This is a genomic window from Labrys methylaminiphilus subsp. lupini, assembly GCF_051161885.1.
Classification (GTDB): Bacteria; Pseudomonadota; Alphaproteobacteria; order Rhizobiales; family Labraceae; genus Labrys.
Map to the genome: position 1 here is coordinate 3,964,920 of NZ_JBMDIH010000001.1, position 25,765 is coordinate 3,990,684.

General features: G+C 64.3%; 27 protein-coding genes and 1 tRNA gene. 15 read left to right on the plus strand and 13 right to left on the minus strand.

Annotated features, from left to right (window positions below; genetic code table 11):
- The first annotated feature begins 392 nt into the window (after positions 1-392).
- Positions 393-1,463, plus strand: coding sequence for a DUF2218 domain-containing protein (locus tag ACN6KF_RS18740; RefSeq protein WP_434958297.1), 1,071 nt, complete (start codon positions 393-395; stop codon positions 1,461-1,463).
- A 16-nt stretch (positions 1,464-1,479) separates the two neighbouring features.
- Here ACN6KF_RS18740 and ACN6KF_RS18745 read toward each other — a convergent pair whose 3' ends face one another.
- A complete protein-coding gene (locus ACN6KF_RS18745; RefSeq protein ID WP_434958298.1) occupies positions 1,480-2,157 on the minus strand; it encodes a GntR family transcriptional regulator in 678 nt (225 codons plus the stop codon).
- 122 nt (positions 2,158-2,279) lie between these two features.
- Between ACN6KF_RS18745 and ACN6KF_RS18750 the strand changes: the two genes are divergently transcribed.
- The 3 genes from ACN6KF_RS18750 to ACN6KF_RS18760 all read left to right on the plus strand — a co-directional run bounded on the left by ACN6KF_RS18750 (position 2,280) and on the right by ACN6KF_RS18760 (position 6,026).
- Entirely contained in the window at positions 2,280-3,644 is a 1,365-nt protein-coding gene (locus tag ACN6KF_RS18750; protein ID WP_434958299.1) for a glutamine synthetase family protein, read from the plus strand.
- 158 nt (positions 3,645-3,802) lie between these two features.
- Positions 3,803-4,897 (plus strand): polyamine ABC transporter substrate-binding protein, encoded by a 1,095-nt coding sequence (locus ACN6KF_RS18755; RefSeq protein WP_434958300.1) that lies wholly within the window; start codon positions 3,803-3,805, stop codon positions 4,895-4,897.
- Between the two features lie 205 nt (positions 4,898-5,102).
- Positions 5,103-6,026 (plus strand): SMP-30/gluconolactonase/LRE family protein, encoded by a 924-nt coding sequence (locus tag ACN6KF_RS18760; RefSeq protein ID WP_434958301.1) that lies wholly within the window; start codon positions 5,103-5,105, stop codon positions 6,024-6,026.
- 178 nt (positions 6,027-6,204) lie between these two features.
- Here ACN6KF_RS18760 and ACN6KF_RS18765 read toward each other — a convergent pair whose 3' ends face one another.
- On the minus strand, positions 6,205-6,852 hold the full coding sequence (locus ACN6KF_RS18765) for a M15 family metallopeptidase (protein ID WP_434958302.1): 648 nt from the start codon (positions 6,850-6,852) through the stop codon (positions 6,205-6,207).
- A gap of 95 nt (positions 6,853-6,947) precedes the next feature.
- Positions 6,948-7,415, minus strand: coding sequence for a hypothetical protein (locus tag ACN6KF_RS18770; RefSeq protein ID WP_434958303.1), 468 nt, complete (start codon positions 7,413-7,415; stop codon positions 6,948-6,950).
- 73 nt (positions 7,416-7,488) lie between these two features.
- On the opposite strand from ACN6KF_RS18770, the gene ACN6KF_RS18775 reads away from it, so the two are divergent.
- The 3 genes from ACN6KF_RS18775 to trpA are packed head-to-tail and all read left to right on the plus strand — an operon-like array spanning position 7,489 to position 10,263.
- The gene (locus tag ACN6KF_RS18775) at positions 7,489-8,154 is read left to right on the plus strand and encodes a phosphoribosylanthranilate isomerase (RefSeq protein WP_434958304.1); all 666 of its coding nucleotides are present in this window, start codon (positions 7,489-7,491) and stop codon (positions 8,152-8,154) included.
- 15 nt (positions 8,155-8,169) lie between these two features.
- A complete protein-coding gene (gene trpB, locus ACN6KF_RS18780) occupies positions 8,170-9,387 on the plus strand; it encodes a tryptophan synthase subunit beta (protein ID WP_434958305.1) in 1,218 nt (405 codons plus the stop codon).
- Positions 9,388-9,435: 48 nt separating this feature from the next.
- Complete coding sequence (gene trpA / locus ACN6KF_RS18785; RefSeq protein ID WP_434958306.1) at positions 9,436-10,263, plus strand: tryptophan synthase subunit alpha; 828 nt, start codon at positions 9,436-9,438, stop codon at positions 10,261-10,263.
- 19 nt (positions 10,264-10,282) lie between these two features.
- On the opposite strand, the gene ACN6KF_RS18790 is transcribed toward trpA, so the two are convergent.
- Positions 10,283-10,846 (minus strand): NUDIX domain-containing protein, encoded by a 564-nt coding sequence (locus ACN6KF_RS18790; protein WP_434958307.1) that lies wholly within the window; start codon positions 10,844-10,846, stop codon positions 10,283-10,285.
- 298 nt (positions 10,847-11,144) lie between these two features.
- Between ACN6KF_RS18790 and ACN6KF_RS18795 the strand changes: the two genes are divergently transcribed.
- A tRNA-Leu gene (locus ACN6KF_RS18795) sits at positions 11,145-11,229 on the plus strand.
- Between the two features lie 144 nt (positions 11,230-11,373).
- On the opposite strand, the gene ACN6KF_RS18800 is transcribed toward ACN6KF_RS18795, so the two are convergent.
- Positions 11,374-11,652, minus strand: a complete 279-nt coding sequence (locus ACN6KF_RS18800; RefSeq protein ID WP_434958308.1) for a hypothetical protein — start codon at positions 11,650-11,652, stop codon at positions 11,374-11,376.
- Between the two features lie 356 nt (positions 11,653-12,008).
- Here ACN6KF_RS18800 and ACN6KF_RS18805 point away from each other — a divergent pair, with 356 nt between their 5' ends.
- The 5 genes from ACN6KF_RS18805 (at position 12,009) to ACN6KF_RS18825 (ending at position 15,704) form a co-directional block, all read left to right on the plus strand.
- Positions 12,009-12,251, plus strand: a complete 243-nt coding sequence (locus ACN6KF_RS18805) for a hypothetical protein (RefSeq protein WP_434958309.1) — start codon at positions 12,009-12,011, stop codon at positions 12,249-12,251.
- Positions 12,252-12,346: 95 nt separating this feature from the next.
- The gene (locus ACN6KF_RS18810; protein ID WP_434958310.1) at positions 12,347-12,682 is read left to right on the plus strand and encodes a hypothetical protein; all 336 of its coding nucleotides are present in this window, start codon (positions 12,347-12,349) and stop codon (positions 12,680-12,682) included.
- Positions 12,683-12,800: 118 nt separating this feature from the next.
- A complete protein-coding gene (locus ACN6KF_RS18815) occupies positions 12,801-13,532 on the plus strand; it encodes a DUF2459 domain-containing protein (RefSeq protein ID WP_434958311.1) in 732 nt (243 codons plus the stop codon).
- A 192-nt stretch (positions 13,533-13,724) separates the two neighbouring features.
- Positions 13,725-14,507, plus strand: coding sequence for a L,D-transpeptidase (locus ACN6KF_RS18820; RefSeq protein WP_434958312.1), 783 nt, complete (start codon positions 13,725-13,727; stop codon positions 14,505-14,507).
- Positions 14,508-14,783: 276 nt separating this feature from the next.
- Positions 14,784-15,704 (plus strand): DUF937 domain-containing protein, encoded by a 921-nt coding sequence (locus ACN6KF_RS18825; protein ID WP_434958313.1) that lies wholly within the window; start codon positions 14,784-14,786, stop codon positions 15,702-15,704.
- A gap of 163 nt (positions 15,705-15,867) precedes the next feature.
- On the opposite strand, the gene ACN6KF_RS18830 is transcribed toward ACN6KF_RS18825, so the two are convergent.
- Both ACN6KF_RS18830 and ACN6KF_RS18835 read right to left on the minus strand, forming a co-directional pair.
- Complete coding sequence (locus ACN6KF_RS18830) at positions 15,868-16,125, minus strand: BQ00720 family protein (protein ID WP_434958314.1); 258 nt, start codon at positions 16,123-16,125, stop codon at positions 15,868-15,870.
- 49 nt (positions 16,126-16,174) lie between these two features.
- Positions 16,175-16,603, minus strand: a complete 429-nt coding sequence (locus ACN6KF_RS18835; protein ID WP_149253477.1) for an Hsp20 family protein — start codon at positions 16,601-16,603, stop codon at positions 16,175-16,177.
- A 273-nt stretch (positions 16,604-16,876) separates the two neighbouring features.
- On the opposite strand from ACN6KF_RS18835, the gene ACN6KF_RS18840 reads away from it, so the two are divergent.
- The gene (locus ACN6KF_RS18840) at positions 16,877-18,220 is read left to right on the plus strand and encodes a cobyrinic acid a,c-diamide synthase CobB (protein WP_434958315.1); all 1,344 of its coding nucleotides are present in this window, start codon (positions 16,877-16,879) and stop codon (positions 18,218-18,220) included.
- Positions 18,221-18,244: 24 nt separating this feature from the next.
- Here the strand turns inward: ACN6KF_RS18840 and ACN6KF_RS18845 are convergent, their stop codons facing one another.
- A complete protein-coding gene (locus ACN6KF_RS18845; RefSeq protein WP_434958316.1) occupies positions 18,245-18,796 on the minus strand; it encodes a DUF924 family protein in 552 nt (183 codons plus the stop codon).
- Positions 18,797-19,043: 247 nt separating this feature from the next.
- On the opposite strand from ACN6KF_RS18845, the gene hrcA reads away from it, so the two are divergent.
- A complete protein-coding gene (gene hrcA / locus ACN6KF_RS18850) occupies positions 19,044-20,117 on the plus strand; it encodes a heat-inducible transcriptional repressor HrcA (RefSeq protein WP_434959706.1) in 1,074 nt (357 codons plus the stop codon).
- A 43-nt stretch (positions 20,118-20,160) separates the two neighbouring features.
- On the opposite strand, the gene ACN6KF_RS18855 is transcribed toward hrcA, so the two are convergent.
- The 5 genes from ACN6KF_RS18855 to ACN6KF_RS18875 form a co-directional block, all read right to left on the minus strand.
- Positions 20,161-21,153 carry a GlxA family transcriptional regulator gene (locus ACN6KF_RS18855; RefSeq protein WP_434958317.1) on the minus strand — a complete coding sequence of 331 codons (993 nt, stop codon included), beginning with the start codon at positions 21,151-21,153 and terminating at the stop codon, positions 20,161-20,163.
- A 119-nt stretch (positions 21,154-21,272) separates the two neighbouring features.
- Positions 21,273-21,680, minus strand: coding sequence for a VOC family protein (locus tag ACN6KF_RS18860; RefSeq protein ID WP_434958318.1), 408 nt, complete (start codon positions 21,678-21,680; stop codon positions 21,273-21,275).
- A 34-nt stretch (positions 21,681-21,714) separates the two neighbouring features.
- Entirely contained in the window at positions 21,715-22,242 is a 528-nt protein-coding gene (mog, locus tag ACN6KF_RS18865) for a molybdopterin adenylyltransferase (RefSeq protein WP_434958319.1), read from the minus strand.
- A 5-nt stretch (positions 22,243-22,247) separates the two neighbouring features.
- Positions 22,248-23,126: a transglutaminase family protein gene (locus ACN6KF_RS18870; protein WP_434958320.1), complete on the minus strand. Its 879-nt coding sequence runs from the start codon at positions 23,124-23,126 to the stop codon at positions 22,248-22,250.
- An 85-nt stretch (positions 23,127-23,211) separates the two neighbouring features.
- Positions 23,212-25,728, minus strand: coding sequence for a circularly permuted type 2 ATP-grasp protein (locus tag ACN6KF_RS18875; RefSeq protein ID WP_434958321.1), 2,517 nt, complete (start codon positions 25,726-25,728; stop codon positions 23,212-23,214).
- Positions 25,729-25,765 lie beyond the last annotated feature (37 nt).

Here is a 25,765-nt window from a genome sequence, read left to right on the forward strand (position 1 = left end):
TGCGCAGCCTCCCAGAATGAGGCCCGCAGCCATAATGATCCTCGTCTCCATTCTTACCCCCCAAAGTAAACTCCGGAGGCGGATAAACACTATACATCCAACATGAATCAACACAAAATAATAATTTGTTTGATGATTATATCAACTCCAACATACGTATACAAAAAAGACTCTCGACAACGCATAATTTAACGAGAAGAACTAAAAACTGCGCAATCCGGTGCACCAACCGCCCCTCACCCACCCCTTGGGAGAAATTGGCATCCCGCCTCTCTCGCTAACCATTTTGCGCAGGTTTGAATTCATCTAAAATATTGATATTGAATCATTTTATGGAGACGGATAGAGGGATGGTGTTTTGCAACACGCTTTCCCTCCCGAGATCCCCCGCCATGAGCACGCTAAATTCCGAACTTCGCATCGACACGAGTTTTGGAAATGAATACTTGAATTCAATTTGCAATGACTTTGAAACAGACGAATTTCCAACCCGGCGCACCGGCGAGACCGCCCAAATCGAACTACCGCGCGGGCGAGGAACCGCCTATCTCGCCGCGCGTCCCAGCGAATTGACGATCAAGGCCGAGGCCGACACGGAGCAGGGCTTGTCGGCTCTGAAATTCATACTCAGCCTTCGCCTCGAAAAGGCGGCACAGGCCGAAAAGCCAGAATTGGTGTGGACCGGAGACGGGTGCGATATTACCGTTCTTCCTGGTCTTCGCGAGATGCGGGTCAGGCAGGTCACCCAGGTCACACCGCTGATCCGGCGCATCACCCTTGCGGGCGAGGATCTCCAGCGCTTCACGCGAGACGGCATCCATATCCGCCTGCTCATCCCGCCGGCGGGGCTCGACAAACCGGAATGGCCCCGCCCGGCCAGGAATGGACGCCGCATCTGGCCGCCGGAGGAACGCCGGCCGACACAGCGCCTCTATACGATTCGACGCATCGACGCGGCAGCGGGCGAGGTCGATGTCGATTTCGTGCTGCATGGCGATGCCGGTATCGCCTCGGGCTGGGCGGCCCGGGCAAAACCCGGCGACATCGTCGGCATGCTCGGGCCGGGCGGCGGCGAGATCGATGAGGCGGACTGGTACCTGATCGCCGGAGACGAGACGGCCATTCCCGCCATTGCCCGCATCTTCGAGGCCATGCCGGCCGATGCACGCGGCATCGCCCTGATCGAGGTGGCGGATGCCGACGAGATCCAGGCCCTCGTCCCGCCTGCTGGCGTCGAACTCAAATGGCTCCTGCGCGACGGCTGCCCGGCCGGCGAAAGTGGCCTCCTGGCCGAGGCCGTCATCGCGGTCCCGCTTCCCTCCGAGGGCCGTTTCCAGTGCTGGCTCGGCGCCGAAGCGGAGACGGCGCGGCGGCTGCGCCATCATTGGCGCGAGGTCCTGCAGCTTCCCAAACATGCCGTCAGCGCCGTTGCCTATTGGCATCGCGGCGAGCCTGGCCACTGAAGCGGGCGGGGCAGCCTCAGCCCAGCGCCATCTTGCCGATGATGCGCATGCCGTCGCCGATATCGGCCTCGATGGCATCGCGCAGCCCCTTGGCGTCGCCCCGCTCGATCGCGGTGATGGCGCGATGATGCTGGTCAACGAGGCCGCTCATGTCGAGATCCTCGTACACAAGCCGCATGAACGGGCCGAATTGCAGCCAGAGCGTCTCGATCAGGGGCAGAAGCACCGAAGAGGGCACTGCGGTATAGATGGCGAAATGGAAGGCGTGATTGGCCCGCATATAGCCTTCGGCATCGTCTTCGGCGAGGCAGCGCTCGACCTCGTCGTCATGCGTCCTGATGGCGGCGAGGCGTTCGGCATCGATGGCGGGCAGCGCCCTTTCGGCCGCCTCCCCCTCCAGCAGCATGCGCACGCGCACCAATTCCTCGAAGCGAGCGGGGGTCATCACGGGAACGCTGACCCGGCGCGTCGCGGTCAAGGTCAAGGCACCCTCGGTGACCAATCGCGTCACCGCGGCCCGGACGGGCATCGGACTGACGCCGAGCATCTCGGCCAGACCGCGCAGGGTCACGGCACGGCCAGGGACGAATTGGCCGCCAACCAGCCCGCTGCGGATCGCCGCATAGACCTTGTCATGCACCGGCGCCAACTTGCTGGCGGGCTCGCTGCTGCTCGACTTAGGCGAACTCGGCATGGGCGAAACGGACTCCATTTGACACGGCCAAGATTTGTGATCACAATTAGCGCAGATGAAGGATGCGTCAAGACGCAACGCATTCACAACCCCGGTGTACCATGGGATTTCAAACGCACGGCGTGAACAAACTCGCCGGCGATGCTGCAGATTTGCCTTCGGCTTCGAAAAATTTGCCCTCCGCCCCGCAAGTCGACGTCATCGAGGTGCTGCTTCCCGACACCAACGGTATTCTCCGCGGCAAATGGCTGCCCGGCTCGGCAATCGACAAGGTCCTCAAGGACGGGGTTGCCATGCCGCAATCGATGTTCGGCCTCGACGTCTGGGGGCGCGAGGTCGAAGAAACCGGCATTCATATCGAGACCGGCGACAAGGATGGCCTGTGCCGCCCCGTCCCCGGCACGCTCAAGCCGGTGCCCTGGTCTTCCCAACCCGCCATGCAGGCGCTGATCTCGATGTATCTGCCGGATGGCCGGCCCTGGATGCTCGATCCGCGCCATATCCTCAAGGCCCAGCTCGACAAGTTCACGGCCCTCGGCCTCAAGCCTGTGGTTGCCTTCGAGCTCGAGTTCTACCTGCTGCAGGGCGGCGGCGAACCGGGCGAGACGCCTAAGACCGTGTTCCACCGCGACACCGGGCCCGCCCGCCAGAACATGTATTCGATCTCCGATCTCGACACCTTCGCGCCGGTGATCCAAGAGATGCGCGAGGCCGCCAAGATCCAGGGGTTGCCGGCGGATTCGGTGATTTCCGAGGCCGCACCCGGCCAGTTCGAGATCAATCTCTACCATCGCGACGATGCCATGGCGGCGGCTGACGACGCCGTGCTGCTGCGCCGGATGATCCAGGGCGTGGCGCGCAAGCACGGCCTGCGCGCCAGCTTCATGCCCAAGCCCTATCTCGACACCGCCGGTTCGGGCATGCACATCCATGCCAGCCTCGTCGATGCCGAAGGCGCCAATGTCTTTGCCAAGCCGGACACGGGCGCGGAGACCCTGCGCCATGCCGTCGGCGGCATGCTGACCCATATGCCAGAGACGGCCCTGCTGTTCGTGTCGAGCTATAATGGCTTCCGCCGCCTGATGCCGGGCTCTTATGCGCCGGTCTCCCTGACGTGGGGCTATGACAACCGCTCGGTGGCGGTGCGCATTCCCAATGGCAGCCCGGCGGCCACCCGCATCGAGCACCGCATCGCAGGCGCCGACGCCAATCCCTATCTCGTGCTCGCGGCCATCCTGGCCGCGATGCATGAAGGCATGGAGAACAAGATGCCGGCGCCCGAGCCGATCATCGGCAATGCCTATGATCTCGGCGCTCCCAGGCTGTCGGGCTCGATGCAGGAAGCCGTGGCCCTGTTCCGGGGCTCGGACTTCGCCCGCCGGCATTTCGGCGAGCATTTCGCCGAAGTCTATGCGGTGATGAAGGAACTCGAATGCGCCGAGTTCGAGCGCCGGATCTCCAGCCTGGAATATGAGACCTATCTGTAGTCTCGCAACATCCGCTCCTGCCCGGTAACGGACTTGCTACATAAAACATCACGAAAAGCCCTTCGGAAGGCTTGAGCAGGTTCAGCAGGAGCTCTAGCTTCCAGAGAACAGCGTCGCGTCCGGGAATGCGCGTCGCTCACCCAGAGGAGGTGTTCCCGATGTCAGCCTTCAAGAAACTGGCTCTCGCCGCCACGGCCGTGGCCTTGCTCGCGGGCCAGGCCATGGCCGAGGACAAGGTCGTCAACGTCTATAACTGGTCGGATTACATTGGCCCGACCGTACTGGAAGATTTCACCAAGGAAACCGGAATCAAGGTGGTCTACGACACCATGGATTCCAACGAGGTGCTGGAAACCAAATTGTTCGCGGGCAATTCCGGCTATGACGTCGTCTTCCCCTCTGCGACCTTTGCTTCACGCCAAATCAAGGCGGGCGTGTTTCAGAAAATAGACAAGTCCAAATTGTCCAACTACAAGGAATTGTGGCCCAAGATCATGGAGAATCTTGCGGTTTACGATCCTGGCAATGAGTACCTTGTCGACTACACCTGGTTCACCACCGGCATCTCTTATAATGTCGACAAGGCCAAGGCCGTCTATGGCGACCAGCCCATGAACAGCTGGGACGTGGTGTTCAAGCCTGAGAATCTCGCCAAGTTCAAGGATTGCGGCGTCTATTTCCTCGACAGCCCCGAGGATGTCCTGACGGCCGCCCTGAAATATCTCGGCAAGGAACCGGGCTCGACCGACAAGAAGGACATCGACGCCGCTGGCAAGCTGCTCGAGGCTGTCCGGCCTTATGTGAAGAAGTACCACTCTTCCGAATATATCAACGCGCTCGCCAATGGCGACATCTGCCTGGCCATCGGCTGGGCCGGCGACACCTATCAGGCCAAGGCGCGTGCCGAGGAAGCCAAGAACGGCGTGAAGGTCGACTATGTCGTGCCCAAGGAAGGCACGCTGATGTCGATGGACACCATGGCCATTCCCAAGGACGCCAAGCATGTCGACGCGGCTCATGCCTTCATCAACTACATGATCCGTCCTGACGTCGCGGCCAAGAATGCCGACGCCACCAAGTTCGCCTCGGGCGTGCTGGCGGCCAAGCCGCTGGTCGACAAGGCGATCACCGACAATCCGCAGATCTATCTCAGCGACGACATGCTGGCCAAGACCTACACCGTGCAGCCCTATCAGGCCAAGGTGCAGACGCTGGTTACCCGCACCTGGACGCGGGTCAAGACGGGCCAGTGAACTGGATCTAGGAGCGCGGACTTCCAGTCCGCCTCTTGCCTCACCGTCAAGCGCGGCGATTCCAAGAGCGGACAAGATGTCCGCGTTCCGAAAAATGCCCTCACTCCACGGCGCGGTTTCCGCGCCGTTTTCTTTTGTCCGATGAATTGATTTTGCCGGGCAATTGTCGTTCCATGCGACCAACCAAAACCAACGAGGAACCGATATGCTCCCCAAGGAATTCGTGGTCGCCGACCCGCGCTTCAAGGCGCTCATCTTCGGCAATTCCCAGCTCGACAAGCTCTATACGGGCACGCGCTGGGCGGAGGGGCCGGCCTATTTCCCGGCGGGCAAATATCTGATCTGGTCCGACATCCCCAACAACCGGCTGATGCGCTATGACGAGACCGACGGTTCGGTTTCGGTGTACGACCACGACAGCCGCAACCAGAACGGCCACACCGTCGACCGCGAGGGCCGGCTGATCGCCTGCGAGCATCGCGGGCGCTGCGTCAGCCGCATCGAGCATGACGGCAGCCGCACCATCCTGGCCGACAAATACGAGGGCAAGCGCCTGAACTCGCCCAATGACGCGGTGGTGAAGTCGGACGGCTCGATCTGGTTCACCGACCCGACCTACGGCATCGATTCCGAATATGAAGGTGATGCAGCGCCCTCCGAGATCGGCGCTTCCTATGTCTATCGCCTGCCCGCGCGCGGCGGAAAGCTGCAGGCGGTGGCCACCGATTTCGTCAAGCCGAACGGCCTTGCCTTCTCGCCCGACGAATCCAGGCTCTACATCGTCGACACCGGCGCCACCCATGTCGAAAACGGCCCGCGCCACATTCGCGTCTTCGACGTAAGCGAGGACGGCAGCACGCTCTCGGGCGGCAAGGTCTTCGCCACCTCACCAGCCGGCCTGTTCGATGGCCTGCGTGTCGACATCCACGGCAATGTCTGGACATCTTCCGGCGAAGGCGTGATCTGCTATGCCCCCGACGGCACGCTGATCGGCAAGGTACTCATCCCCGAAGTCGTCGCCAATGTCGAATTCGGCGGCCCCAAGCGCAACCGCCTCTATATCTGCGGCACCACCTCGCTCTATGCGGTGTTTCTGAACACCCAGGGGGCCAAGCGGCCGAAGAAATAGCGCGTTCTGGCCTAATGTGGTTCGCCGGGGAGGAAAACACTCCGATTTGTCATAGCCGGGCTTGACCCGGCTATCCAGAAGCCACAGGCGCAAATCCGGCTCGGGGCTGGATGCCGGGCCTTTACAGCAAGCCCGGCAATGACAACGCTTGCGCTCGCTTGCGTGAATCGCATTGTCCTCAAGGCTCCCTGATCACGACATCGAAGGCCGGCGCCCTCGCGGCGCCGGGCAGGCTGAAATGCCACCATTCCCGCGCATAATTGGCCAGGCCATGCGCGGCGAAGGCGGCGACGAGGGCCTTGCGATTGGCGGCGGCCTGCGCCGGCACAGCCTTGCTCGCGGTCCAGGACATCTCGTCGAACAGGTCGAAGCCACCGCCGAAATCGAGTGGCAGAACCTGCCCGGCGGCATCGACTTGCTCCGCCCCAATGTCGACGGCAATGCCCCTCGAATGGGACGAGGCGCGTGCGACATAGCCGAGCGCGAACAGTCTCGACTTGGGCGTACGGGGATAGAATTCGGCCTTGGTATGCTGGTCCGCGGCATCGCCGGCCCAGGTCAGAAAATCGGCGACGGCGCGCTTGGGCCGGTAGCAATCATAGACGACGAGCCGCCAATGGCGCTTTTCGAGGTCACGGGCCGTCGCGGCCAGCGCCTGCGCGACCTCTCGGCGCAGCCAGCAGACGGGGCTCTCATAGCCCGCCACCGGCCGGCCGACGAAATTATGGGAGCCGGCATAGCGCATGTCCTGGCGGATGCCGGGCGCGATGTCGGCCAGGCGGACGAAGCCGGGCGGCAGGTCGACGGCGAGGGCTGAAGTGGGCATGTTTGCGATGATGGCCACGCCAGCAAGAAGTAAGCCAAGCGTTGCTCCCCTCGGATCCCGGCAGGGAGAGCAGGGGTGGTGACGACCGCTCCTCCTCAATTCTGCGGTTCGCATGCGGCCTCCGTGGCGGACCAGAGCAGGAAGACCCGGTGTTCCGGGCCATCGACGGCCTGGAAGCTGGCATTGCCCTGCGCGTCGGGATGCTCCACCTGAATGCCCGCGGCAGGAACGTCGAGGCGGATGCCCTTGGTATTTTGCGTCGCCGTGAGTGTGCCGCCATCGCCGTCAAGGGTGCACGCGAAGACGGTTCCCTGCTGGCGGCAGCCGCCGCCGGCCCACCATTGACGCTTGTCGCCCCTAAACCACAGGCCGACACCGATGCCCGAGCCGTTGTCGGCGAGAAGACGCACCGTGATGCGGGTCACGCGCTGGTCGACATGCTTGACGAGATGGGCGGTGTCATAGTCGCGGGCATAGCACAGCGCCGCCCTTGCCGGCCCCGCCATCGCCACCAGCCCAGCTATCACGGCGAACACGCCGACGAACCGCCCTTTCGGGAACATTCCTTCACCCCTCCTGCGCTTTGTCCTGATTTCACTGGCATTGTGTGCCGGATGCAACTATCTCGACCCCATTATGGCATTGATCAAGATCTGCGGTCTCTCCACTCCCGAAACGCTGGAAGCGGCTCTGGCCGCCGGCGCCGACATGGTCGGCTTCGTGTTCTTCGAGAAATCGCCCCGCCATATCGGCTACGACCTTGCGGCGCAGCTCGGCGCACAGGTATCGGGCCGTGCCCGCAAGACTGCACTCTCCGTCGATGCCGACGACGCCAGGCTCGATGCCATCGTCGCCGCTCTCGCCCCCGACGGCCTGCAGCTCCATGGCAAGGAAAGCCCCGAACGCGTCGCCGCGGTCAAGGCGCGCTACGGCCTGCCGGTCCTGAAGGCGATCGGGGTTTCCAGCGCCGCCGATCTCGAACGGGCTGCCGCCTATCGCGGCGTGGCCGACTGGCTGCTGCTCGACGCCAAGCCCCCGAAGGATGCCGCCCATCCCGGCGGCAACGGCGTGACATTCGACTGGATGCTGCTCAAGCATCTCGACCGCACCCTGCCCTTCATGCTATCGGGCGGGCTCGATCCCGCCAATGTTGCCGAAGCCATCCGCATCAGCACCCCCGACGGGGTCGACGTCTCGTCGGGCGTCGAAGACCGGCCCGGCGTGAAGAATCCCGACAAGATCAGGGCTTTCGTGGAGACGGCAAGACAGGCTTATGCCGCCGCTTCCACCTCATCCCGCTGACAACAGGCCGCAACGATGACCGAGACACCCAAGCTCAATTCCTTCCGCAACGGACCCGATGAGCGCGGTCATTTCGGGCAGTTCGGCGGGCGCTTCGTCGCCGAGACGCTGATGCCGCTGATCCTGTCGCTGGAAGAGGCCTACAAGCAGGCCAAGGCGGATCCGGCCTTCCAGAAGGAAATGGACGGACACCTGGCCACCTATGTCGGCCGGCCCTCCCCGCTCTATTTCGCCGAGCGGCTGACCGAGCATTTCGGTGGCGCCAAGATCTATCTCAAGCGCGAGGAGCTGAACCATACCGGCTCCCACAAGGTCAACAACGTGCTCGGCCAGATCATGCTGGCGCGCCGCATGGGCAAGCCGCGCATCATCGCCGAGACCGGCGCCGGCCAGCACGGCGTCGCCACCGCCACGCTCTGCGCCCGCTTCGGCCTGAAATGCGTGGTCTATATGGGCGCCGTCGACGTCGCCCGCCAGGCACCCAACGTCTTCCGCATGAAGATGCTCGGCGCCGAGGTCATCCCCGTGCAGTCCGGCTCCAAGACCCTCAAGGACGCCATGAACGAGGCGCTGCGCGACTGGGTCACCAATGTGCACGACACCTTCTATTGCATCGGCACGGTGGCCGGTCCTCATCCCTATCCGGGCATGGTCCGCGACTTCCAATCGATCATCGGCCGTGAGACCCGCGAGCAGATGATGGAAGCCGAAGGGCGCCTGCCCGACAGCGTGATTGCCTGCATCGGCGGCGGCTCCAATGCCATGGGCCTGTTCCATCCTTTCCTCGACGATCCCTCCGTCGAGATCATCGGCGTGGAAGCGGCGGGGCACGGCCTCACCAGCCTGCATGCCGCCTCGATCGCCGGCGGCCGCCCCGGCGTGCTGCACGGCAACCGCACCTATCTGTTGATGGATGCCGACGGCCAGATCGAGGAAGCCCATTCTATTTCCGCCGGCCTGGACTATCCCGGCATCGGGCCGGAACATTCCTGGCTGCACGAGGTGGGCCGCGCCACCTATCTGTCGGCGACGGATCAGGAGGCGCTGGACGCCTTCCAGCTGCTGTCGCGCCTGGAGGGGATCATACCCGCGCTCGAATCGGCCCATGCCCTTGCCAGGGTGGCCGAACTCGCGCCCAAGCGGCCCAAGGATCACCTGATGGTGGTCAGCCTCTCCGGCCGCGGCGACAAGGACGTACCGCAGGTTGCCGAGATTTTGGGAACGTCACTGTGACCTCCCGCCATCCCATCCTGCCGCCCCTTGCTCCGAGCTTGTGACCCCATGACCAGCCGCCTCACCGCCCGCTTCGCCGCCCTGGCCGCCGAAAAGCGCGCCGCCCTGGTGACCTTCGTCACCGCCGGCGATCCCGATATCGAGACTTCAGCCAAGATCCTCGCCGGCCTGCCGGCCGCGGGCGCCGACGTCATCGAACTCGGCATGCCCTTCACCGATCCGATGGCCGACGGGCCGGCCATCCAGGCCGCGGGGTTGCGCGCCCTCAAGGCCGGCATGACGCTGACCAAGACGCTCGGCGTCATCCGCGAATTTCGCAAGACCGACGATGCCACGCCGATCATCCTGATGGGCTATTTCAACCCGATCTACATCTATGGCGTCGAACGCTTCCTCGTCGATGCCAAGGCCGCCGGGGTCGACGGCCTGATCGTGGTCGACCTGCCGCCGGAAGAGGATGACGAACTCTGCCTGCCGGCGCTGAAGGCCGGCATCGCCTTCATCCGCCTGGCGACGCCGACCACGGACGACAAGCGCCTGCCCAAGGTGCTGCAGAACACGTCCGGCTTCGTCTATTATGTCTCGATCACCGGCATCACCGGTTCGGCCACGCCCGATTTCGGCCTGGTGGCCGGCGCGGTCGGCCGCATCAAGCAGCATACCGACCTGCCTGTTTGCGTCGGCTTTGGCGTCAAGACCGCCGAGCATGCCCGGGCTATCGCCGAGGGCGCCGACGGCGTGGTGGTGGGCTCGGCCCTGGTGGAAGCGGTGCGCACCAGCCTCGACGCCGACAACAGCGCGACGGACAAGACCGTACCGGCCGTGCTCGCACTGGTCAGCGACATCGCCAAGGGCGCCCGCAGCGTCAGGAAGTAATACCCGGCCCGGTATTGCCTCAGAACAGCTCCGGCCGCTTCAGCCGGAGCGTCTGCACCAGGCTGTAGGTCTTGAGATCGGAAAGCTCGCCACGGTCGGCCATGCCAGCCAGGTCCTTGAGCCCGATCTCGACCACTTCGATCTCTTCGTTCTCCTCCGCCAGGCCGCCGCCAGCGCCAACACGGCTCGCCGCCGAATATTCGGCCAGGAACATATGCATCTTCTCGGTCGAGATACCCGGCATCACGAAAGCCGCGCCGAGCGGGACCAGAGCCTTCAGTTCCAGCCCGGCCTCCTCCATCGCCTCGCGCCGGGCGCAATCGGCCGGATCGTCCTCGTCAAGGATGCCCGCCGGTGCCTCGAGCGAAGCCTCCACCCCATGTCCCTTGAGAATCGCCACGCGCAATTGGCGCACCAGCAGAGCCAGCCGGCGCTCGGGATCGAAGGGCAGAACCGTCACCGCATCGCCGTGATCCTCGACGCTGCGGTGAATCACCGCGCCGCCCTGCGTGCGGGCCTTGACCATCAGCAGCCGGTTCCAGCCGTCATAAAGCAGGGCCTCGTCGAGAATCGCTGCAGGCAAGGCATTCACTCCATTCAAATCCAGAGGCGCCCTGCGGTACGGCACGATCACCAAAAATCGCAAGGCCTTGGAATCGCAAGCTTCGGAATCGCAGGACACGCAATCGCAAGGCATGTCGAGATGAAGCGCCCAGGCGAAGCCATGCTTCGCCAAAACGCGTTCTTCTCGCATCCACACAAGCCCAGCAAGGTGTCAAACGCAAGGCGGGACGCCAGTTTGAAGCCGGTTTCATCAAGCTGTCGCAAGAACTGCAAATGGGCGTTGACATCGGCCCTCCGCCCCCCTAGAAGACCCCCGCGCCCAGATGGCGGAATTGGTAGACGCGCACGGTTCAGGTCCGTGTACTGCAAGGTGTGGAGGTTCGAGTCCTCTTCTGGGCACCAGTTTCGAAAAGGCTCGACGTGGCTAACGGCCCGTCGGGCCTTTTGCATTTTGTGACCTTGGAAGTCCTGTGCCGGTGCCTGCAACGGCCTTGTGGAGTCGCTGCCGGCTAATCATACAGAGCGCCGACACCCAGGCCCTGCATCTCAACTGTCGTCGCGCATTCTCTCCGCCCGTTCACGGGCTTCAGGTGGTATCGGCAGCAGGCCGGAGCCGCGCAGCATTGCCTCGATCGCCGTATTGGCATGATCGAGCGCGCTACCGGCGGAGTAGTCCCCGTCCAGCCAGTCCGGCAATTCGTTCAGCACATTGGTGAGGCAGGCGAGCAGCATCGCCTCATTGTCGGACAGGTTGGCCCTGATCCGCTGATATTCGGCCGCGAGAACGGTCGGGTGCTCGTCATAGTCCAAGGGTCGAAATGCCATGATACCGCAGCCCCGTCGCGATGTTGCAGGCCTGGCAAATTGCGTCCAGGACCGCATCGGAGCGTTTTGCGATTTGGCGGTGATGCCAAGAATCACAAAGACGCTCCAGCCAATCCGCTGGGGATTGGCTTGGAAACAAAGAGTTAGAGCAAACAAGCGTTTCCGTCTAAACGCGCATTGCTCTGGAGACCACTGGCTTATCGCGTGTGACCGCCAGGTTACAAGGCTGCCGATTATCCCCAGGCCGGCCTGCTTTGCGCAAGGCCTGTGATCGAAGGTCCCAAGCGCGCCGGTCACGCCCCTATCACGCCCCTGGAGGATTGTTAGCCTACAAACAGAATCAGGGGAGAGTAGCGATGGGAATGCATCTGAGCGGTTCGCATAGCGGCGAGGAACCGTGCCTGCTGTTCGAGGATTGCGGTGTGCTCTCCGCCGAGCGCCTGGCGCATGGCATTCCCTGTCTCGACTATGCTTCACCGAGTTGCGCGACGAGCGGCATCGCCGCCCTCAAGGCCAGGCTCGCCGTCCGCCAGGCCATGCAGCGCGTGCATGAGCGCCTGAAGGACGCCGCCGACCGCAACGGCAAGGCACGAGACTGAGCCCTGCTCTCGACCAGCCCGGCCTGGAGCGAAATATGTTCGGGCCGAGCCCTTCTTTCAATTGAACTTGCTGAAGAGCCGAGAGTTTGCGGTTCTTGGCGAATCGCTCTGAAAGTGAAACGCTTCTGGAAATTGGCGTTTTCCGGGATTCGACCGGCGATCACGCTGCCGCCACGAAGTTTCGCGACACTCCCGCCCAATGTGGGGCCATGTCGGATGTGGCCATCTGGAGAGAGCTCACGATGCGCAGCATTCTATCCTTGTTGGTCATTGTCTATCTGATCGGCGTGGGCGTTGAACTGGCCCCGGTGGTCCAGGGGCAGTGGAGCAGCGGCTCTGCTTCCGATTTTGCCAGCAGCATCGCCCGCGCGCTTCCCGACGCCCTGACCTGGCCGGCCAAGGTCTATCGGAGCCTGACCGACAAAGCCTGAGCACGGCCCAGCGAGGGTTCCTCGCCTTTGCTTTAGCGGGCACCTATGATCAGGTCGTCGCGTTCGGTTCGCGCGCACCGTTCCACCACGGGGGAAGCCTTGCCGGCATCTTCAGAGCATGCCTGATCCCGCTGGTGGGTTTGCTGCCGAAACGGTAGGACGCACACGGCTCTCGAAGAGCCTGCGCCTGATCCTCGTACTCGCGGCCATGCCGCTGCTCGCCCTTCTCCTCTTCGTGCTCGCTGCCATCGGCTTTGCGCTCGTGCCGGCGTCAGGGCGGGCCCAGCAGGCCGGCGGAGAACCGACGCTTTATCTCTGCGCCTCCCTCGCCCACACCGATATCGTGATGCCGAGCCGGGATGCGCTGATCGATTGGACGCAGTTGTTTCCGGCCGTAGCCCCGCCCGACCTGCCGGCCGAGGCCTATCTGGCCTTCGGCTGGGGGGATCTCGTCTTTTTCCGGGAAACGCCGACCTGGGGCGATACCAGGGTATCGACCGCTTTGGCGGCACTCGCCGGCCGGCACGGCACCGCCCTCAGGGTGGTCGCCGTCAATCCGCCGGTCGCCAACCCCGACTGCCTGCCGCTTTCGATCGACAGGGAGGGCCGGCTGGCCCTGATCGCCCATATCCAAGCAAGCCTCCAGCCCGACGCTGCCGGCCGGCCCCAGCAACGCCCCGGCGGCACGGGGCTCGAGGCCTTCTATCTCGCCAAAGGCCGTTACGGGCCATTCAATACCTGCAATCAATGGGCGGCCGAGGCCCTCGCGGTCGCAGGCCTGCCCCACGCCCATTTCGCGCCCTTCAGTTTCAGCGTCACCTGGCCTCTCGCCAATGGTCGGGCAGGCTGAGCCCGCAGTCGAAGCCCGCCTTGTTGCCGGAAGAACACACCCCCGAGAGCTTTTGCACCCGGCACCGACAACCTCGCTGCCGGCGCACAATGCTGCCGCAATGGCTGCATACGCCCAGCCTCACCCAGCGCCGCCGCAGCTCCTGAGCCCGGCAGGCGCGGACGAATAAGAACAGCACATATCTGGATTAAAATGATACTGGCACGAAGCATTATCCTTCTGGCCTTGCCGCTGATGCTTGCAAGCTGCGTCACGACAAGCGCGAAGATCGACACCCCTCTGGCGACCCCGGCCATTGCGCCGCAGGCTGGCGCGACCGTGCAACTCGCCGCTTTGCCTGTCGTCAAGCCCGAGGAAGCTCAGACCGCCGCCGCGAGCGCGCCGGAGATGGCCGAGACGGCCGATCCCCATTACGCCGCCATCTATGCCGGCTCCAAGGATGGCGCCTATCCGATCAAGGCCGTGAACCTGGCCAGCGTAGCACCCCGCTTCTGGCGCCGCGAGGTTTCTTATGAATCATCGGAAAAGGCCGGCACCATCATCGTCGATCCCAACAAGCGTTTTCTCTATCTGATCCAGGGCAACGGCAAGGCGCTGCGCTATGGTGTCGGTGTCGGCAAGGTCGCGGACTACAATTTCCAGGGCGAGGCCATCATCGCGCGCAAGGCCAACTGGCCGCGCTGGACCCCGACCCCCAACATGATCGCCCGCAATCCCAAGCAATATGGCCGCTATCGCGCCGGCATGGCCGGCGGCCCCAGCAATCCGCTGGGTGCACGCGCCCTCTATCTCTACAGCGGTGGCCGCGACACGCTGTATCGCCTGCATGGCACCACCAATCCCTCCGCCATCGGCACCAAGGTCTCGTCCGGCTGCATCCGCCTGACCAACCAGGACATCATCGATCTCTACAAGCGCGTTCCCGTCGGCACCAAGGTGATCGTGCTGCCGACAGGCGCCAGCCGCTCGGCTTGACCGATCGCAGCAGTATGGCCCCCCATTCGGCCATGCTGCTTTTCTTCAATCGCTCCGCTTGGCCGAATGAGGGCCAAGTCGCGCCCCAGGCGCCTCCCGGCATAGCGCAGGAAATCCAAACCTTTCCTGTTCCGTAAAGGAATTTGGATTTCCGCGGGCATTCATCCTGCCCGATCATTGCCCGGCCAAAAGAACAGCGGGCCTCGTATCATCGAGTTTTGCAACGGAGACGATTGGGTACTAAGGTATCCGTGATTTTCTGACGCGAGGAATGAAATGGCCATTAATCTTCCTAGCCTCGTCTCCCAACTGATCACGCCCGATCTCATTGAACGCGCCGCCGCGATCATCGGCATCGACCCGGCACTGGCCGGAAAACTGGTCGCCGCAGCCGTTCCTTCCGTGCTTGGGGCCTTCGCCAGCGAAGCCTCTTCCCCCGATGGCGCCAAAGGCATTTCCGATCTGATCTCCAGCCAGGATCCGGGCCTGTTCGACACGCTGGCGGCTGGCGTGACCAGCGGCGATGCCAACGCCCTGGCTGGAGGCAGTGATGTGCTGACCTCCCTGCTGGGCGCCGAGGGCGTCAACCAGTTGGCCAGTGTCCTCGGGCAGGCAACCGGTGCCCCTCCGCAGGCTGCCGCTTCCGTGCTCGGTCTCGTCGGCCCGGCCGTCGTCGGTGCCCTCGGCAATCAATCGCCGGAGAACTGGTCTGACGGCAATGCGGTCGCCGCGCTTTTCGCAGGCGAGAAGCAGGCGATCACCGCCGCACTCCCGGCCAGCCTGGCGGCAGGTCTCGCCGACGGTGGATTCCTGCAAGGCCTGGAAACCGCGGTAAGCGGCGCCTTCCGGACCACCCCGCCTCAATCCACGCTGGGCTCGGCCACGGGACCGCAGCCTGGTATATCGACTGCGGGTACATCGACTGCGGGTACATCGACCCTTGGATCAAGCGGGGCGGGTGCCCAAGCCAGCCGGTCGACACTCGACACCAAGCCGCCGCCCAGCCCTCGGCTGCAGCATCAGGCCGCCCCGCCGCCACCGCCGCAATCGAGCGGCAGCATGACCTGGCTTTATCTCATCATCGCCATCCTGGTCGTCGGTGGCCTCGCCTGGTACTTCCTCTACAAGCGCCCGCAGGCGACAGCACCGGCCACCACCGGCCAGATCGAGCTGCCAGCGCCACGCCTTCTGGGCTGAAGCGTCGCGGCCTCGAAAGCCATCTCGACGTACAAAGGCGACGAAGCTCGCGCTTCGCCGGGCTGGTTCGACGTAAAAAGGCGACAAAGCTTGCGCTTCGCCGCCCTGGATCCACGTTAAGCGGATACACTTCTCGTTGACCGATCGAGCCGCGGCCCTGTGTTCAATGCAGGGAAACCGGCTCCAGTTCCTGCTCCCAGGCATTGGCGACCGCGCTCTCGGCCGAATCGGAAATCATGATCGGCGTCCCATCGGCGGCATTGAGGGTGAACAGCTTCAAGCCGGGACGGATCTCGCCAAGCTGCGGATAGAGCCGCATGGCGTCCTCCGACATGATCGGCTTGACATAGGCGACATGTCCGGCGCCCAGGGCAGCCAGCATCTCGGGGGTAGGCACAATAGTCTTGTCGTTCCGGATCATGGGACCCTCCTGAACGTTGGAAACAATGGAAAAAGGGGCAACCGGGTCGTCAGTCCCGCACCGAGATGTCGATGCGCTTGGCGACGCGCTCGGGCTCCGGGCGGATCAGGTCGACGGAAAGCAGGCCGTTCTTCAAATCCGCACCCATCACCTCCATGCCGTCGGCAAGGAGGAAAGTGCGCTGGAACTGGCGAGCTGCGATACCGCGATGCAGGAAGACTCGGGATTTGTCGTCCACCTGCCGTCCACGGATGACGAGCTGGTTTTCTTCGATCGAGACGTCGAGTTCCTCGCGGCTGAAGCCGGCGACGGCGAGTGTGATTCTCAGCCTCTCCGGCGGCCGGTCGCAGGATCCGACCCGCTCGATATTATAGGGCGGATAGCCGTCATTGGCGGCTTTGGCGACCCTGTCCAGAGCTCGTTCGATCTCATCGAAGCCGAGCAGAAAGGGTGAATTCAAGGTTGGTACGCGCGACATTTCAAAGCCCTCGCAGGAAGCGACTTTGTGGCGGGGACCCTGACGGCATCCCCCGTTCCGGCAACTCCGGAACAATCTCAATATGGGCAAGCCCAGGGGGGTTTCAAGGGGGCCCCCGAAATGGGGCGGGGATTTCCGGGTCAAGCCCCCTGGAGCGAAGCGGCCTTTTGGTGAAAACGCACTTTTGCGCGAGCTCTTTGGTCCGCCTCTCGGTGTTACGCCCAATCGCAGAACGCTCTTGCGCGCCGCTCCGGGGCAGGGCAGGAACGGGTGATGATCCCTCCCGGCCTCCTCATCGCCGCTCCCCGTTCGGGCTCCGGCAAGACCACCCTGGTGCTCGGCCTGCTGCGCGCCCTCGCCCGCAATGGCGTCGCCGTGCAGCCGATGAAATGCGGGCCCGACTATATCGATCCCGGCTTTCACGCCGCGGCGGCAGCAAGGGTGAGCTATAACCTCGACAGCTGGGCCATGCGGCCCGCTTTGCTCGACAGCCTGATCCACGAAGCCGGCCACAATGCCGATCTCTTCGTCGGCGAGGCGCTGATGGGGCTGTTCGACGGCGTCGCCCGCGATGGCGCCAGCGGCGACGGCTCCTCCTCGGGCCTTGCGGCGCGGCAGGGCTGGCCGGTGCTGCTGGTCCTCGACATTTCCGGCCAGTCCCAGTCGGCCGGCGCGGTCGCCAAGGGCTTTGCCAGTTTTCGCCCCGATGTGCACATCGCCGGCATCGTCCTCAACAAGGTGGCGAGCCCCCGCCATGAAGCGCTGGCGCGCAAGGGCATCGAGGAAGCCGGCTTGCCCGTGGTCGGCGTGCTGCCGCGCAATGCCGATCTCGTGCTGCCCGAACGCCATCTCGGCCTGGTCCAGGCCGACGAGACCGTCGAGCTCGACCAGCGTCTGGAAGCTTTGGCCGATTTTGTCGAAACCCATTGCAGCATCGAAGCCATCCGGGCCCTCGCCGGCACGCGGCAGTTGCCGGCAGCCCCGGACGATGCGGACCTGCGCCCGGCCGACCCGAAGGACGCAGGTTTGCGCCCGCCTGGCCAGCGCATCGCCCTGGCCCGCGACGCTGCCTTTTCCTTCGTCTATCCGCATCTCCTCGCTGGCTGGCGCCGCCAGGGCGCCGAGATCATTCCCTTTTCGCCGCTGGCCGACGAGGGACCGGCGGAGAACGCCGATATCGCCTGGCTGCCCGGCGGTTATCCCGAACTGCATGGTGCCCGCCTCGCCACCGCCACGCGCTTCCAGAAGGCTCTGCGCCTGTTCGCGCAGACGCGCCCGGTGCACGGCGAATGCGGGGGCTACATGGTGCTCGGCCAGGTACTGACGGATGCGGAAGGCACGGCCCACCGCATGACCGGCCTGCTCGACCTCGAAACCAGTTTCGCCAAGCGCAAGATGAATCTGGGCTATCGCCTCGCCGAACTGAAACAGGATTGCCCGCTCGGCCGGAAAGGCGGCTTCGTGCGCGGCCACGAGTTCCATTACTCGACCACCCTGCGCTCGGCCGATCCGCCCCTCTTCGAGGTGAGCGACGCCAATGGCATCTCGCTCGGCGCCCTCGGCAGCCATCGCGGCCGGGTTACCGGCTCCTTCTTCCACGTGATCGACAAGGTCTAGAAGTTCTCAGGAAACGGAGCTCTCTCACCCTGCAAAGCCGCCCTCGTCGAGAAATCGGCGCTCCTCCGGCGTGCAAATGCGACCGAGAATATCATTGCGGTGAGGAAATCGGCCGAACCGGGCGACGATGTCGCGATGCTGCTGGGCATAGCTGAGATAGTCGCCGGTCAGGGCCCGGCACAGAGCGAGCGAACGTTCCTGGTCGGCGAGTTCTTCGGAATGCATGAAGGGCAGGTAGAAGAAGATGCGCAGTTCCGGGCCGATACTGCGATCATGGCCATCGGCCAGCGCCGCGGCGGCGACCCGTCGCGCCAACGGGTCGCCCGCATACATCGCCGGCGTGTCACGGAAGGCGTTGCGTGGAAACTGGTCGAGCAGCAGCACCAGCGCGAGAGCGCCGGGCGCCGTCGTCTCCCACCCCTCCAGTTCGCCGCGCATCGCCGCCTGATGCACGGCCAGGAAACGCTCGCGAAAATCACGGTCGAACGCCTCGTCCTTCTCGAACCAGCGCTCAGGGCCGGCATCGACCCAGAAATCGACGACGGCCCTCGCAGAAGGCGGAACTGAATCGACCATCACAGGGTTCTCCTTGAGCTGACGAGGCTAGAGCAAAATGACTTTTCTCCGAATCGTCATTCTTCTCGAACTCTTTGTTTTGACGCGTTTTCTTAATCGAAAAGCGTATCGACTTTGCTGGAAAACGCTCTAGGGGCGAAATGCGAATGAGAAGAAACTGCATAGCGCTGCGGAAACTGCAATTCCACCATTGAACAATCGCCGAATGCTCGTCACATTAGCGTCGAGGAGACAGACCTTGTCCGCTGTGACGCCGACCATTCCTTCGAGTGAACTTGCCCAGCTGAACGAACGCTCGCGCGAGATATTCCGCCAGATCGTCGATTCCTATCTTGCGACGGGCGAACCCGTCGGCTCCCGCAACATTTCGCGCCTACTGCCGACCTCGCTGTCGCCCGCCTCGGTGCGCAATGTCATGCAGGATCTCGAGCTGCTGGGCCTGATCCAGGCTCCGCATACCAGTGCGGGGCGGCTGCCGACCGAACTGGGCTTGCGCTTCTTCATCGACGCCATGCTTGAATTCGGCGACCTCGCCGCCCAGGACCGGGCGCAGATCGATGCCCAGATCCGGGCCGGAACCTCCTCCCGCTCCCTGGAAGACGTTTTGATCGAGGCCTCCGCCACCCTGTCGGGCCTGTCGCGCGGCGCCGGCGTGGTCGTCACCGGCAAGCGCGACCAGCGCCTGAAGCATATCGAATTCGTGCGCCTCGAACCCACCCAGGCTCTGGTCATCCTCGTCTCCGAGGAAGGCACGGTGGAGAACCGTGTCATTACGGTACCCGTCGGCCTGCCGACATCGGCACTGGTGGAGGCTTCGAACTATCTCAACGCCCGTGCCCGCGGCAAGACGCTGGATGACCTCAAGCGCGAGATGAGCAGCGCCCTCGATGCCGGCCGCGCCGAACTCGACGACCTCACCACCAAGTTGATCGATACCGGCCTGGCAAGCTGGAGCGGTGCCTCTTCCGACCTGCCGCAACAGCTCATCGTCCGCGGCCAGGCCAATCTGCTCGAAGACCTGCATGCCGGAGAGGATCTGGAGCGCATCCGCCTGCTCTTCGCCGACATCGAGGCCAAGAAAGACCTGATCGACCTGCTCGGCCGCGCCGAGGGCGGCGACGGCGTGCGTATCTTCATCGGTTCGGAGAACAAGCTGTTCTCGCTGTCGGGTTCCTCGATGATTGCGGCCCCCTTCCGGGACGGCAACCAGAAGATCGTCGGGGTGCTTGGCGTGATCGGACCGACACGGCTGAATTATGCCCGCGTGGTGCCGATGGTCGACTATACCGCCAAGGTCATCGGGAAGTTGCTGAAGACCTGAAGCACCATCCCAACCCCCGGCCGGCAATGCCTGCGATTTCGCATCAGCCGCGCTTTTGGACCCCCGGGTTCTCGCCTTCCCGCCGGTCCTCGCGCGGTGTCACCGCAAAATGCGCGCGATAAGATCGCGAAAGACAGGATGCGGAGGAATAGCCGCAGGCCATGGCGATCTCCATCACGCTCATGTCGGTCTGGCGCAACAGCAGGCGGGCGCGCTGCAACCGCAGGTGCAGATAATAGTTGGCCGGCGAATCCTTGAGTTCGGCCCGAAACAGGCGCTCGAGCTGGCGGGCCGAGACACCCGAGAGGGCCGCAAGCGCCTTGGCGTCGAGCGGCGCCTCCAGATTGGCCTCCATTGCCGCCACCACGCGGATCAACTTGCCATTGGCGACGCCCAGGCGCTTGGGCAGGCTCATGCGCTGGCGGTCATGGCGTGGGCGCAACCTGTCATGGATGAACTGCTCGGACACCGCCACCGCCAGCGCCTGCCCATATTGGCGGGCGATCATGTCGAGCATCAGGTCGAGGGCCGCCGTGCCGCCGGCACAGGTGAAATGCTTGGCCGACACCTCGAACAGCGCCTCGCTGATCTCGATGTCGGGAAAGGCCTCGGCAAAGCCGGGCGCAGCCTCCCAATGCATGGTGACCTTGCCGCCACTGAGCAAGCCGGCGGCAGCCAGGATCCAGGCCCCGGTATCGAGCGCGCCGATCTCGGTGCCGCGGCGGGCGAGATGGCGCAGGCGCGCCAGCATCGCCTTGCTGGCATAATGCTCCGGCTCGAAGCTGGAGCAGACGATCAGAGTAGGAATGTCACCACTGGCAGGCAGCGCCCCGCCCACCGGGATCGGCCAGCCATTGGAAGCCTTGACGGGCTCGCCGTCCATCGACCAGGCCCGCCAGTCGAAGACCTGTCGCCTGGCCATGCGGTTGGCGACGCGCAGCGGCTCGACGGCGGCGGAGAACGCCATCATCGAAAATTGCGGGACCAGCAGGAAATCGATCCGGATGGGCCCCGGCCCCGCATGCGGCTTGAACACGACTATTGCTCCGGGCGATCAAAGCATTTTCGAGAAAAGTTGATCGACTTTTCGATTAAGAAAATGCGCCAAAACAAGGAATTAGAGAAAACTGCGATCTCTTCGAATCGCAATTTTCTCTAGGACGCGATCAAATCGCCACGATAGACAATGTGGATCTTGTTGCCATCGGGATCGCGCAGATAGGCGCCATAATAGCCCTTGCCATAATGCGGCCTCTCGCCGGGCTGACCCTCGTCGACGCCGCCGGCCGTCATGCCACCCGCATAGGCGGCGTCGACAGCCTCGGGCGAGACTGCCTGGAAGGCGACCATGCTGCCATTGCCGGCCGTGGCGGGATGCCGGTTGAACGGGTTATAGGCATAAAAGCGCGGCAAAGGCCTGGTGGGGTCGATCCAGCAGCGGGCGGCTGGGCCATCGTCCGCCGTGACGGGACGCTGGCGCAGACCGAGCGGCGCCAACAGGGCATCGTAGAAGCGAGCGGCGCGCTCGAGATCGGCGACACCGACCGTGACATGACTGAACATAGCCTTGTTCCTTGCTTGACGCCCTGCCTTCCGATCAGCCACCCGGCCTGAATGCCTTGCACACCGCCGGATCCGTCTCCAGCCGCGGGCCCTCGATCAGGTCGATGCAATAGGGAATAGCGGGGAAAACCGCTGTGAGGCATTGCTCGATCGAGGCCGGCTTGCCCGGCAGGTTGACCATCAGCGTCTGGCCGCGGATGCCTGCGGTCTGGCGCGAGAGAATGGCCGTCGGCACATATTTCAGGCTTTCCTGGCGCATCAGCTCGCCAAAGCCCGGCATCATCTTGGCGCACACGGCCTCGGTGGCCTCGGGCGTGACGTCGCGACGGGCCGGACCCGTGCCGCCGGTGGTGCAGACCAGGCAGCACCCTTCCTCGTCGGCAAGCTCGACCAGCGTCCGTTCGATCAGGTCCTGCTCGTCGGCGATGACCCGCACCACGGCTTCCCAGGGCGAGGTCAGCACGCGCTGTAGAAAGCCGGCGATGGCGGGACCGCTCTTGTCCTCGTAGATCCCGGCGCTGGCGCGATCCGAGATGGTCAGAATTCCGATCCTGGCAGTCATTTCGATCATCCTAAAGGCGCGACATCCACCGAGACGCGCAGGCTATGGCCGGCCGAAGCGACGACGACGCCATCCACCGGGGCGACGTCGGCGTAGTCACGCCCGACGGCGACGCGGACATGGTCTTCGCCTGCCGGCACCGCATTGGTCGGGTCGAGATCGACCCAGCCGAGCCCGGCGCCGCACCATACCGAAACCCAGGCATGACTGGCATCCGCACCCACCAGCCTCTCCTGACCGGGCGGCGGATGGGTTCGCAGATAGCCTGAAACATAGGCCGCGGGAATACCAATCGCGCGCAAGCCCGCCAGCATCCAATGCGCGAAGTCCTGGCAAACGCCGTGGCGCGTGCGGGCAACCACGTCGAGCGGGGTGGAAATATCGGTGGCGTTGGGGTCGTAGACGAAATCGCGATGGATGCGTTTCATCATCTCGACGGCCCCGTCGAGCACCGGCCGCCCCGGCTCGAAGGAGGCAAGCGCATAATCGCGGGCCTCGGCGAGCAGCGGCACATAACGGCTGGTGAAAAGATAATGCGCCGGCGCCGAGCCGCCGAAGTCTGGCACGAGCAGTGCACTCTGGCTGACCTCACCCCAGGACGGGGTCAGCAAGGCATGGGGCATTTCGCGCGGCTGGACCTCGATACGCACACGCGATTCGAAACGGTGCCGGGTGGCTGCGCCGGCAAAGCGGACATGCGTGGTGTGATTGCCGAAGAAGTCGACGGCGTCGGTCTGCTCCAGCGGCTTGGGCGTGATGGTGAGCTGGGCCGAGAACACCCGCTGATTGCCGCCGCTCTCGGGCTGGAGATGCAGCGTGCAGCGAGCCGCCGCGACCTCGGTCCGGTAGAGATAGGTCGTGGTGTGGCGAATGAGATAGAGCACGAGCCGCCTCAGCCGACAGATTTCGCGGAGGGACGCAACGTCAGGCGTCGCGCTACATTCTTGCACGCCTGGCCCTGCTCCACCATTACCCCAGCCCCTCGGCGGTTTCGGCCATGGCTTCGTCCTGGTTGAAATAGCGGGCTGACAGGTCCGAGGACAGCGCGAGCAGCCGGTTCTCGAAGCCGAGAATCATGCGGTCGTCGACATCGGCCGCCTGCGTGGTCTCGATCTCGGCTCGCATCAGGCGGATGGTGCGGGTGAGCGCATCCACCTCGCCGTCCCGATAGGTGCGCGGCAGGGCCGCCAGATGCTCGGCGGCGTGAATGACCTGATAGGCGACCGAACGCGGATTGCCGTCATCGAGCAGGACGAGGTCGACCACCGGCAAGCGCAACGTTCCCATCAGATAGCGGGCCCGATAGGTGATGCGGCTGTCCGTCACGCGCAGCAAGGCATCGAGCATGTCGGCACTGGCGCTCTCGTCGCCCAAGCGGCGGATGAGCCGGCAGGTCTGGATGGCACGTTCGATATGGTGCCCGATGCGCAGGAAGCGCCAGCCCGAGAGCTGGTTCATGTTCTCATGCGCGAGGCCCGACAAGGCCGCCAGCGTGTGGAGATAGCGATCCGCCCGGTCGGCGGAAGGCAGGCTGCGGTCCCCCACGACCATAGCGTCGAGGTTGGCGATGGCCTGTGTGGCGTCGCGCGACAGCCTCTCGCGAATGGCGGATGCCGTGCGCGCCGCCGCGCCGATCAACGCTGGCATGCCGCCAGATTCATCGCCATCCAGCACGTCCCGCAGAATGTCTTCAGCGGTCGCAACGGGCTCGACGGCAACCTTGCCGCCCCTGCGGCCACCGGACACTTCCGGCTTCTCGCTCTTGGCCGCCGCCCCCCAGGCAATCAGCAGATCGGTGAGGCGCTGCGTGGCCGCGGCAACCTCTTCGTCCGCCTCCGCCGCGATCTCGCCGACGGCTCGTACAACACGTAGAGTCGCTTCGGCACGCTCGAGATAGCGCCCAAGCCAGAACAGATTGTCGGCCGCCCGGCTCGGCAAATGGCCGAGGCTGCGCTTGATCGCAACCTTGCCCGGCACCGGCAGCAGGCTGACATGATCGACCGGCCGTTCCGACGTCACCCAGACGTCGGCCGAGCGCCCGCCATGCTGCATCGACAGGGCACGTGGATCATTGCTGTCGCCCACGCGGCAAAAGCCGCCGCGCATCACCTTCCAGCCCTCCGACGTCGCGACCGCATAGACCCGCAGGGTGAAGGGATGCGGCTCCAGGCGCTTGCCGTTCCAGACCGGCATGGTGGAGAGCCTGACCACTTCCTGCGCCACCACTTCGAGAGGATGAGCCTTCACGACCTCGCGCAGGTGTGCCTGGCCCGCCGCGTCCTGATCGGCCACGACGCTCGCGCCGCCGCGCGTCAGGCCGGCAACCTCGCGCGTGAAGGCCGGCAGTACGGCCAATTGCTCGAAATCGCCCAGGGCCTCCTCGCGCGCGCCGGCCTCGCCGCACCACCAGGTGGCGACATTCGGCAGGATGAGGTCGCTGCCGGTGAGCCGGCGCGCCAGGGCCGGCATGAAAGCCAGCATGGCCGGGGCCTCCACCAGGCCGGCACCCAGGCTGTTGGCCAGGGCCACCGAGCCCTTCCTGACGGCCTGCACCAGACCCGGCACGCCCAGGCGCGAGCCGGCATTGAGCTCGAGCGGATCGGCGAAATCAGCATCGAGGCGGCGCACGAGCGCATCGATGCGCTTCAACCCCTCGATGGTGCGGACATAGACACTGCCATCCTGCACGGTGAGATCGGCGCCCTCCACCAGGAGGAGTCCGAGATAACGGGCGAGATAGGCGTGCTCGAAATAGGTCTCGTTGGCCGGCCCCGGCGTCAGCAGGCCGATACGGGAGCCCTCCCGCCCGGCCTTGGTCGCAAGGGTCGAGCGCATGGCCTGGAAGAAACCCGCCAGCCGCTCGACCTGCATGTCGCGATAAAGGGCGGGCAGCGCGGCTGAGATGGCGAGCCGGTTTTCCAGCGCGTATCCCATGCCGGAAGGCGCCTGGGCACGGTCCTTGAGCACCCACCAGCTTCCGTCGGGGCCCCGGCCGAGATCGGCGGCATAGATGACCAGATGCTCGCCGCCGAGCGGCGTGCCGCCAGCCACGGCACGCTGGAAGTCGGGATTGCCCGCAATCACGGCCGCCGGCAGCGCACCGTCTCGCACCAGAGTGGCCGGGCCGTAGAGATCCGACAACACGGTTTCGAGCAGTTGTGCGCGCTGCGCGATGCCCGCCTCGATGCCACGCCACTCGGCATCGGGGATCACCAGCGGCACATGGGCAAGCGGCCAGGGCCGGTCGCGTCCGTCGGGCGTGTCGTAGACGCGATAATAGACGCCCGAATTCTTGATCTGGCGATCGGCAACCGCAAAGCGCTGCGAGACGACGGCCGCCCTATAGCGGGCTATCTCGTTCAGCACCGGCAACCAATGCGGACGCACTTCCCCCGCCGCCGTCATCAACTCGTCGGCGACCCCCGGCAGCGGCCGGTAGTCCGCAAGCAAGGAACGCAGGCCGGGGTTGCGAGACCTGGCGAGCATCAGGGCAGCCCAGGAGAGTGGATGCGGGTCGGCAAGG

What these genes read in the sequence shown, in the direction of transcription:
- ACN6KF_RS18875 (WP_434958321.1), bottom strand. Translation starts at nt 25,728, where the DNA reads ATGCTCGCCAGGTCTCGCAACCCCGGCCTGCGTTCCTTGCTTGCGGAC.
- ACN6KF_RS18840 (WP_434958315.1), top strand. Translation starts at nt 16,877, where the DNA reads ATGATCCCTCCCGGCCTCCTCATCGCCGCTCCCCGTTCGGGCTCCGGC.
- trpB (WP_434958305.1), top strand. Translation starts at nt 8,170, where the DNA reads ATGACCGAGACACCCAAGCTCAATTCCTTCCGCAACGGACCCGATGAG.
- ACN6KF_RS18800 (WP_434958308.1), bottom strand. Translation starts at nt 11,652, where the DNA reads ATGGCATTTCGACCCTTGGACTATGACGAGCACCCGACCGTTCTCGCG.
- mog (WP_434958319.1), bottom strand. Translation starts at nt 22,242, where the DNA reads ATGACTGCCAGGATCGGAATTCTGACCATCTCGGATCGCGCCAGCGCC.
- ACN6KF_RS18830 (WP_434958314.1), bottom strand. Translation starts at nt 16,125, where the DNA reads ATGATCCGGAACGACAAGACTATTGTGCCTACCCCCGAGATGCTGGCT.
- trpA (WP_434958306.1), top strand. Translation starts at nt 9,436, where the DNA reads ATGACCAGCCGCCTCACCGCCCGCTTCGCCGCCCTGGCCGCCGAAAAG.
- ACN6KF_RS18835 (WP_149253477.1), bottom strand. Translation starts at nt 16,603, where the DNA reads ATGTCGCGCGTACCAACCTTGAATTCACCCTTTCTGCTCGGCTTCGAT.
- ACN6KF_RS18860 (WP_434958318.1), bottom strand. Translation starts at nt 21,680, where the DNA reads ATGTTCAGTCATGTCACGGTCGGTGTCGCCGATCTCGAGCGCGCCGCT.
- ACN6KF_RS18755 (WP_434958300.1), top strand. Translation starts at nt 3,803, where the DNA reads ATGTCAGCCTTCAAGAAACTGGCTCTCGCCGCCACGGCCGTGGCCTTG.
- ACN6KF_RS18825 (WP_434958313.1), top strand. Translation starts at nt 14,784, where the DNA reads ATGGCCATTAATCTTCCTAGCCTCGTCTCCCAACTGATCACGCCCGAT.
- ACN6KF_RS18765 (WP_434958302.1), bottom strand. Translation starts at nt 6,852, where the DNA reads ATGCCCACTTCAGCCCTCGCCGTCGACCTGCCGCCCGGCTTCGTCCGC.
- ACN6KF_RS18845 (WP_434958316.1), bottom strand. Translation starts at nt 18,796, where the DNA reads ATGGTCGATTCAGTTCCGCCTTCTGCGAGGGCCGTCGTCGATTTCTGG.
- ACN6KF_RS18820 (WP_434958312.1), top strand. Translation starts at nt 13,725, where the DNA reads ATGATACTGGCACGAAGCATTATCCTTCTGGCCTTGCCGCTGATGCTT.
- ACN6KF_RS18775 (WP_434958304.1), top strand. Translation starts at nt 7,489, where the DNA reads ATGGCATTGATCAAGATCTGCGGTCTCTCCACTCCCGAAACGCTGGAA.
- ACN6KF_RS18745 (WP_434958298.1), bottom strand. Translation starts at nt 2,157, where the DNA reads ATGCCGAGTTCGCCTAAGTCGAGCAGCAGCGAGCCCGCCAGCAAGTTG.
- ACN6KF_RS18815 (WP_434958311.1), top strand. Translation starts at nt 12,801, where the DNA reads ATGCCTGATCCCGCTGGTGGGTTTGCTGCCGAAACGGTAGGACGCACA.
- ACN6KF_RS18805 (WP_434958309.1), top strand. Translation starts at nt 12,009, where the DNA reads ATGGGAATGCATCTGAGCGGTTCGCATAGCGGCGAGGAACCGTGCCTG.
- ACN6KF_RS18740 (WP_434958297.1), top strand. Translation starts at nt 393, where the DNA reads ATGAGCACGCTAAATTCCGAACTTCGCATCGACACGAGTTTTGGAAAT.
- ACN6KF_RS18760 (WP_434958301.1), top strand. Translation starts at nt 5,103, where the DNA reads ATGCTCCCCAAGGAATTCGTGGTCGCCGACCCGCGCTTCAAGGCGCTC.
- ACN6KF_RS18770 (WP_434958303.1), bottom strand. Translation starts at nt 7,415, where the DNA reads ATGTTCCCGAAAGGGCGGTTCGTCGGCGTGTTCGCCGTGATAGCTGGG.